Source organism: Sphingobium sp. WR1 (genome assembly GCF_059693745.1).
Genome location: NZ_JCATID010000058.1, coordinates 1 through 5,593, shown reverse-complemented (window position 1 = coordinate 5,593; position 5,593 = coordinate 1). Strand labels below are relative to the sequence as shown.

The 5,593-nt window shown below is 63.9% G+C and carries 4 protein-coding genes; all 4 read right to left on the bottom strand.

Features of this window, described 5'->3' with window-relative positions; all coding sequences use genetic code 11:
• Window positions 1-49 precede the first annotated feature (49 nt).
• The 4 genes from AC58EF_RS28040 to AC58EF_RS28025 are packed head-to-tail and all read right to left on the bottom strand — an operon-like array spanning window position 50 to window position 5,198.
• Window positions 50-535, bottom strand: coding sequence for a hypothetical protein (locus AC58EF_RS28040; protein ID WP_497279649.1), 486 nt, complete (start codon window positions 533-535; stop codon window positions 50-52).
• 4 nt (window positions 536-539) lie between these two features.
• On the bottom strand, window positions 540-2,384 hold the full coding sequence (locus AC58EF_RS28035; RefSeq protein WP_497279648.1) for a site-specific integrase: 1,845 nt from the start codon (window positions 2,382-2,384) through the stop codon (window positions 540-542).
• Window positions 2,381-4,132, bottom strand: a complete 1,752-nt coding sequence (locus AC58EF_RS28030) for a hypothetical protein (RefSeq protein WP_497279647.1) — start codon at window positions 4,130-4,132, stop codon at window positions 2,381-2,383. Before AC58EF_RS28030 ends, AC58EF_RS28035 begins: the two co-directional genes overlap by 4 nt.
• Entirely contained in the window at window positions 4,122-5,198 is a 1,077-nt protein-coding gene (locus AC58EF_RS28025) for a tyrosine-type recombinase/integrase (RefSeq protein ID WP_497279646.1), read from the bottom strand. The genes AC58EF_RS28030 and AC58EF_RS28025 overlap by 11 nt, the downstream gene beginning before the upstream one ends.
• Between the last annotated feature and the right edge of the window lie 395 nt (window positions 5,199-5,593).

The following is a 5,593-nucleotide window of genomic DNA, read 5'->3' as shown; positions in this document are numbered from 1 at the left end:
TTAGGTCATGTGTCAACTGTCCTGTGAAGCATTTTCTGTCGGATATCCGTCAGTTTTTAGCCTTGACGTCGGGTGACACTGTCCTTCGAGGTTTGGCTGTCGTTGGCACGGCGCGGAGCGCCGTGTCACGCTCGGCGATCAGCCGAGCGTTGTGACGCTGGTGGCGGTGCGCTTCCGCTTCGGCTGTGAGGGCGCGCTGCAACAGCAGCGCGTTTTCGCTGACCAGGCGACGCTGCTCCTGCTTCATGGTGCGGATGAGATCGTGCAGTTCTTCGAGCTTGCCCTGCCAGGTCGTCACCGGTTTGATGGGGTCGCCGCGGATGGCGTGAAGGTCGTCGATGATAGCACGATGGTTGGTATAGATCGTATTGCGCGCAACCCCGGATTCGCGCGCGAGGGTCGCGACGGTAAGCGTATAGCCGCGCTGATGCAGCGGGTGGACCGGGCATCCCTTGCGCAGCCGTTCGAACGCGGCGTTGAGCCGTTCCTGGGTCTGCTGGAGTCGCTGTTCATGTCGACCGGGTTGCCTGGGCATCGGATTATTCCTCAACGAGCTGGGTGAGGATGCGATCGCATTCGGCGACCCTGGCTTCGGCAAGTGCACGACTGCCGGCATCGAGCACCGGCTGTTCGAGCAGTTTCAGATTGCGGGCACGCCGCATTTCCCACACGGGCCGATGTCGGGGCGTGACCGCGAAGTTGGCACAGGTCGAGCAAGTCGTCTCAGTCCTCAGCACCGGATTGGGGCCGGCCTCGCCGCCAAAGCATGCCGAGGTCTCGGGGCGATAGACGCAGTAGCCCCAGTCGCACACGCCGAGCCGCAGATCGGTTTCTGCCATGAGGAAGTCCACATACGCCTGCACGTCGCCATCCCGGGTGCAGCCGCGGAACGCGGATCGCGCCGCAATGACGCGCCCGGCCTTACCGCCGAGCGCCGATGCGGTCAGCATCTCTTCCAGCGCCGCTCGGGTTTCCTCCTGGGCATGGCGGTCGATCAACTCGTCGAGCTGGAAGTCGGTGCCGACGTAGCCGCTATCGGTCATCGCGCGCGTCACATGGCCAAGGTGCGCCTGGAGCGCGGCAAGCCCCGTGCGGTCGCGCTTGCCGACGAACCGCGCGAAGGTCTTGCGGCCCTGATGCGTGTTGAGGTGCCAGGGCTTGCCCTCGTACAGCGGCAGGCCGATGAACGGCGCGAACAGATCGTTGAGACGACGCAGCACTGTGTTTGTGACCGGCAGATCTATCTCGACGGCCGGACCGATGAGCCCGGTGCTCGATGTGATCAGGAACAGTTCCTTGCGCCCCGATCGGTGCCGCAGTCTCTCAGTGAGCTGTTCCATCACCGCGATCGCGCGCACGACCGGCTCGGGTGCCACCCAGCGATGCGTGTCACCTTGATGGCTGCTGCGCGAGGTTTTATAGATGTGGCCAGCAAGATAGGCGAACCGTTCGTCACCCGTGCCGGACGGATGATATTCGATGCAGCCGGTTTCTAGCCCGAGGATCTCGGAGATGCGCGCGCCGACCAGCCAGGCGATCGTCACGAAGCAGGCATCGTAGAGCCGGTCGGTAAGGTAGCGCACCGTCTTGGTGCTTGTCACTGGCGTTGGATGCCACGGCGCATCCTCGCCGGGCAACACCTGGAACTGGAACGATGCGATCGCCTCGGTGACCCGGAAGCCGGCCTTGCTGGGCGAGAGTCCAGATCCGAGTGCCGCGTCATAGACGGTTTGCGCCTCGCCTTGCAGGACGATGATGTCATCGGCCGCCGGCCCGATCAACCGCAACGCCGAGGACAGCAGCGGTACGGCGATCACATCCGGTGTATAGGGCAGCCAGCCCCGACGGGGCCTGGAGAACATATTTGTTGCGCCCGGGAACGGATCAGCGATGGTGACCTCCGGGTAGCGTGCGCCTTGCAGATAGATCAGCATGAGCAGGCTGCGATAGTGGTGGAGCGTCCCCGCCGCGAGCGGCTCACCCTTGGGATTGCGGCGCTGAGCCACTGTTTCCATGAACCGTTCGCTCGCTTTCCGGTCAAGTTCGGCGAACCGGCGATAGCCCTGATCTGCCATCCAGCGGATCAACAGCCGCAACCCGGTGAACAGCCGCACCAGCGTGCCGTCATGGACGTGCCGCCGCCCCGGCGGAGGATCGACCTTGATGCTCCACAATAAGGTTTTAGCTGCCGCCCGCCAAACCAGGAAGGGAGGGTCAATGAACCGCCCGGTTGAGACCGTAAAGTCCCAGTCGAGGGAGTAGTCGCTGCGATTGCTGCCGGGCCGGATGCCGTCGAGGTGCCAGATGTCGTCGCCGAACCGCGAGCGCGACGATATCGCAATGTCGGGCGTGAACGCTGCCGCCTGGGTGAGCACAGCGTTCATTCCAGCACCGGCAAGGCAGGCAGCCCCGCCATGATGGCACGGGCGGCATCGTGCAACTCGCTCGGGAAGTCGGGAAGGATGTCACTCGTGAGGATGCGATAGCTCTGCGCGTAGATCAGTGTCCAGCGTGCCGGATCGATCCGTGCCCGTGCTTCCTCCAACGCCGCGATCGCCTGGAGGATTTTCGCCAGATGCTCGGCATCGAGTGGGATCACCAGACCTGGGCAACGCAAGCACGCCCCAAGCCGCGAACAGGGTTTACCCGGCCTGTCACCGCCGAGCAGGTTCAGGCAGTCATGCCCGAACGGCACGCTCGCGGGCATTGCCGCCGGCGTGGATTCGGCCACGCCATTTCCCCCCATCACCCATCCGATCATCAGCGCCTGCCCGCGGGCGATCGTCTCTGCCTGGATGCGCGCCGCCTCCGGCCCGCGCACATAGCGTTCGGTGGTGTCGATGCGCGCATGGTTGAGCAGCGCCTGCGCCGCGATCAGGTCACCTTGGCTTGCAGTATAGACCTGTGTCGCGGCGCTGCCGCGCAGGAACGCCACCGCAAAATCAGGCAAGGGCTCGCGCCATCGCTCAGGTGCGGCCCGGTTCCAGATCGCGATCCGCTCATTGGCGCGCGCGATGAACCGCTTGATGCCGTTTCCCAGCGTGCTCATCGTCACCACGGCCACGTTTTTCTTCTTCTCGCTTTTGGTCAGGAACAGAAGGTCACGATCTGAAGCCCGCGCCTGGATGGCAAGCGGGGCCGTCATCGCGATAAGTCGGTCGACCAGATGAGGCGCGGCATAGGGCCGCCGGCGATCGAACGAACGACGCTGCGCGCGTTTCACCTTCACCCCGGCACGCGGCTTACCCCAGTCGATCATCACCCGATGTTCGTCGAGCGGGTGCGGACTCTGGCAGTCACGCCGCAAGCGCCGCAACGGGTCGGGATTGGCAGCGGTCTGGATCGCCACTGCAAGGAAGAAAGCCGGCAGATATTCCATCGTCAGGTGGAGGTAGCTGCCAACCACGCGCAGACCGCCCATCCGGGTAACGGGCGATCGGCGGATCTTCACCTCATGTCCTGCCGGCATAACGCCATCGCCGGCCCTGGCGATTGAACGCACCATGCGGCAAAGTTCCGGGTCAACGCCTTCCACGCGGCCGTGCGTTTCCAGGATCCGGCGCCCGATCTGGAACCGCACCCATGCCTCATCGATCTCTTCGTAGGCAGCCTGGAGGATGCTTTTGAGCATTGCCTCGCTGAGCTTGGGGCGCGGCGTTGGCGAACGATTGGGCCAAGGATTGTAAGGGAAGTCGATCCGGCTCGTCAGGCGCTCTGGTGCGTGCCGCTTGGTCCAGTCGATCAACTGGCGCAGCACAGCCAAAGTGTTGGCTTTCGAAGATGAGCTCCAGTGCTTTCCGTCGGCTCCTGTCTGACGGTCGAGCCAAGCTCGGTAGCGCCCAACCATTGTCGATGTGACGTCGGCCACGCCGGCAATGGCATTCTCTTGCTGCGCGAAGGTGGCAAAGACGCGAAGCGAGCCGTAAAAGTGCCGCCGCGTTTCCGCTGTTAAGCCCGCGCAACGTCCTCGGAACGCTTGCGCCAGCAGCGCCGTCACATCACCTGGAAGCCCGAGCTTTTCCAGGTCGAACCGCTTGTCCACCTCGCCCCAGGCATCGCGGAATAGGACGATGGTGTCGCTCGTCTTCCGCGTCGCCAGGCGCCGATCGATGGGCGCACGCCTAACCATCATCGATGAGCGCGCCGTAAAGCCAGGCGACGCTCTCCTCCAACTCGGCCGCGTGCATTTCCACGCAGCGCAGATAAATGGCGGTGCTGGCGATCGACCTGTGTCCGAGCAATACCTGCACCACCTTGAGCGGATTGATCTCCGGTGTCGTGCGCGCCTGCCGCTGGAGCTGCGCCAGCATCGTCATCGCAAAACAGTGTCGCAGCCAATGGCCGGTCCCAATCACGCCGGCAGCCTTGAACGCCGTCCCCATCGCGGCCGTGAACCGGGCAGCACTGACCGGACCCCCGCGGCTCGTCAGGAACAGCGCCGATGGTGCAGGCCAAGACCGATCGGCACGGCGCAACCGCCGGATCAGCGGCCCGCGAACCTCGTCGATATAACGGTGGGTGGCATCGAGCAGCCGTATCGGCGGATAGACCGTGCGCGGATAGCCGCCCTTGGTGATGCGCAGTCCGATTCCGATCAGCGGATGCTCATCCGCGTCAAGATGGGCGGTCTCCGGAATCTGGAACAACTTCAGCGCGCAAAGCTCCTTGCGGCGTATTCCGGTCACCAGCGCCCAGCTGGCCATCAGGTCGTAAGGGGGCGCCAGCGCGCTAAACAGCCGGCGAAGCTGATCGGCACGCAGCGCACGGGGCAGCCGCTCAGCCTCCGAGACGGTCAGCGCATTGGCCGTGACGACACCGGGGCGCACGTCGAGGTGCGCGAGCATCGACTGCCGCCGATGCAACACACGAACGTCGATGTAATGGAACGGCAGTTCCGCGATCCAGCCCCGTTGGTGCGCCCAGCCATAAAATCGACAGACCGTACGCACTCGGTCGTTAATCGTCGAACGCGCATAGGGCCGCTTCGTGTGCGGGCTCGGGCATTCCAGCATCCGGTTGCGCCAAGCCGCTATCTCCCGTTCGCCGACCCCGTCCCAAGCGATCCGCGATTGTTCCAGGCTGTCGAGCCAGTCATGCAGATGCTCGCCATAGGTGCGGATCGTCTCGGCCGCGTGGCTGCGCCCCGGGATGGTCGCCAGTTCGTGCAGATACGCGAAGGCAGGCTCGATGATCGCCATTCCCTCATCGACAATGATCGGGAAGTTCGCCGGGATGTCGCCATAGCCCGGTAGCGCTCTGACGATACACGCCATCTGTCCTCCGTGGCGCGTCGCGCGCGCCCGATAGCAGGACAGCCTATTGCCGATCAGAGCCCATAATTACGCTCAAAAGGACAGATTCTGCCCCGTTCTTAAATGTGCTGCGCGCTCAGGCGCGCCAGTAAATCCACCAGACGTCCGCGTGACGGACTCGCAACGCTGATCCCGCACCGCAGAATACCACAACCGCCGCGCAAGTGCTTGTTCCAGGCCGCCCGCCGCCAGCTCTTTGGGTAAGCGCTGCGGGCGGCCTGGAACAAGCACACTGCTCTGTAATCTTTCCTATCGAAGGACACTCTGGAAACATGACCTAA

Excerpts from the sequence above, each read along its gene's own strand:
- AC58EF_RS28040 (WP_497279649.1), bottom strand. The coding sequence starts at position 535 with ATGCCCAGGCAACCCGGTCGACATGAACAGCGACTCCAGCAGACCCAG.
- AC58EF_RS28035 (WP_497279648.1), bottom strand. The coding sequence starts at position 2,384 with ATGAACGCTGTGCTCACCCAGGCGGCAGCGTTCACGCCCGACATTGCG.
- AC58EF_RS28030 (WP_497279647.1), bottom strand. The coding sequence starts at position 4,132 with ATGATGGTTAGGCGTGCGCCCATCGATCGGCGCCTGGCGACGCGGAAG.
- AC58EF_RS28025 (WP_497279646.1), bottom strand. The coding sequence starts at position 5,198 with ATGGCGATCATCGAGCCTGCCTTCGCGTATCTGCACGAACTGGCGACC.